Origin of the sequence: Okeania sp. SIO2B9, assembly GCF_010672505.1 — a bacterium.
Taxonomy (GTDB): domain Bacteria; phylum Cyanobacteriota; class Cyanobacteriia; order Cyanobacteriales; family Microcoleaceae; genus Okeania; species Okeania hirsuta.
Genome location: NZ_JAAHGK010001245.1, coordinates 1 through 2,250, shown reverse-complemented (window position 1 = coordinate 2,250; position 2,250 = coordinate 1). Strand labels below are relative to the sequence as shown.

The following is a 2,250-nucleotide window of genomic DNA, read 5'->3' as shown; positions in this document are numbered from 1 at the left end:
GACATCTTAAAACTCAGACAAAGCAATATTTTTCCTTCTTGCTTCTTGCTTCTTGCTTCTGCTATATCTTTAATTCTTTGCTAAAAATTTTTTTGTGTCTTCTTTCTCACTACAAATATGATATGATTTACAAATGTTAATATTTGTGGTTAAACAAAATGTACAGTAATACTTTTTTTGATTTTCCTGTCTACACAGTCATTCAGTTAACATTATTTTTCTCTATTGTCTTGGGAATTATTTTTAAAGATATGTTGGAGTATAAATTAACACTATGGCTGAAAAACAAAGTCTCTCAAAAGCAAATAGGTTATCAAACACCTAATCTTATTACTGCTTATTTGAGCATGACTTTATTTATCTTTTTATCTGTATCAGCTAGTCTTTCTATCTTTAATATTGTTGAATGGTTATCTATTGTCATAGGTGCAATAGTCGTGTTTCCAACTGCCTTGTTGATCTGGGTACAATTAGGGTCAATGTTTGAGTTGGTCGAATCTAAGGGAATAGCATCTATTAATATTGAAGAATATATGCCTGAAGAAAAAAAAATTAAATCAGGAGAAAATGCTAATCAGTAATTACTAATATTTTGGAGTAAAGTTGTATGACAATTAATCACAAAAATACTGCAAATTAATTATGAATAGAAGTACTATCGATAGTAGTTCCCCAAAAATATATTGGCTGAGTCGAACTAAAATATGAAAATCACAATATGGTTGCTATATTGTTAGTAATTTTTTTATAGATATTCTAGATATAAAGATATAATATATAGATTCATAGTTTATAGAAAAAGGAAATCTGAAATCCTGATCAATAAAAAATTTATCTCTAAGTCTTTTATAATTAAGAACTTGATGACTATATTACCCATACTAAAATATTAGAACCAAAATCTAGGGTTGTTATATTGCTTCAAGGCAAGATTAAGATTAATTTGCAAATTAATAAACCTATTTTCTGGTAAATGAAACAGAGGCTATATCTAGATATTTTCAATGAAAGTAATACAAATAGTTTGCCTGTTAATCTCAATTGCAATAACAGAAAAAATTCTACACTACATATAAAGTAAGCTTACTTGCCAAAAATAAGCGTTGGTGGTATCCTCTTGACGAGGTTGTTATAAAAATAAGCAATCAATTAATCACTGTCCAGTTAAACCCGTGAAAACAGATTTTAACTTAGACACTTAGACAAAATTTGGTGAGGTAGTCATGCGTCTTCCAAAATATACAAATTTGGCAAGTGGTTGCTTGTCAATATTAATTACATTTGGAACAATTTATCCGGCGATCGCTGCTCCTGAAAATGAGAAAGTTGCCCAAAGGGAAAGAACTAGAGCAGGGGGAGCAAATCAAATGGAGATTGTCGGTTATGTTAAAGGTATTATCGGTAATGTAGTCACAATTCTAGTAGATGAAGAAGCAGAATTAGGCATTCCTGGCATTGCACCTAATGATGGTGAACCCACTTATGTCACAATTCCTGAAGAGGAACGTGGTCAACTACGAACTCTATTTTTTTCTCCTAGACATACGATGGAAATAGCAGGTCTAGTACCTGGAATGCGGGTTTATGCAATTGTGGGCAAAAAGAATGACGATCCTGAAGACCCTTGTGGTTGTATAGACTTTTTTAAAGTCATCCCAGATTATAACTATGAACGGGTAGAAGTTCAGTTACCAACATACAATTTCCAGGGTCCTCCTTCCTTAGAGTTTCCACCACTTCAGCCACCCCCTCCTATTACAAGACCTGTCCCACAACCTCCTCCTGTAAGAGGACTGTGGTAATTTTAGCCCATAAAAAACTCTATAATTAGGTCTGTAATGCCACTATATTAAGATTAGTGGCATTATTCATTTTAGTGTAATTGAGGCCGTTGGAGCTCAAGTCGTTTCTCCAGGGCAATTCTCAAGATGATGTCCATAACTTTTTACAGATTTTAGTCAACAGTTGTTAACTCTTCATCTCTAACAGGACTAATCAATATGTAATTTATAATAGAGTCTTGGATAGAGGGAAAAATTAGGAGGTAAGTTTAGGCTTGTTTAATAGATTTGATATTAAACTCTATTTTACCTCATCTGGGGACAATTATTATTCCGGACTTCACATAAAAAATAGTACTATTTGAAAATAAACTTAGTAATCAATTTAGTACATATCCTATATTGATTGTCAAGTCAAATAAATTTGATGAAGCGACAACTAATAAAAGCGATGGCAAACTAGCTGAAT

At 32.2% G+C, this 2,250-nt stretch carries 2 protein-coding genes; both read left to right on the top strand.

What is annotated here, in order from left to right:
- Positions 1 to 158 precede the first annotated feature (158 nt).
- A complete protein-coding gene (locus F6K13_RS29410) occupies positions 159 to 581 on the top strand; it encodes a hypothetical protein (RefSeq protein ID WP_124144484.1) in 423 nt (140 codons plus the stop codon).
- Positions 582 to 1,223: 642 nt separating this feature from the next.
- Complete coding sequence (locus F6K13_RS29405) at positions 1,224 to 1,802, top strand: hypothetical protein (RefSeq protein WP_124144483.1); 579 nt, start codon at positions 1,224 to 1,226, stop codon at positions 1,800 to 1,802.
- Positions 1,803 to 2,250: the final 448 nt, after the last annotated feature.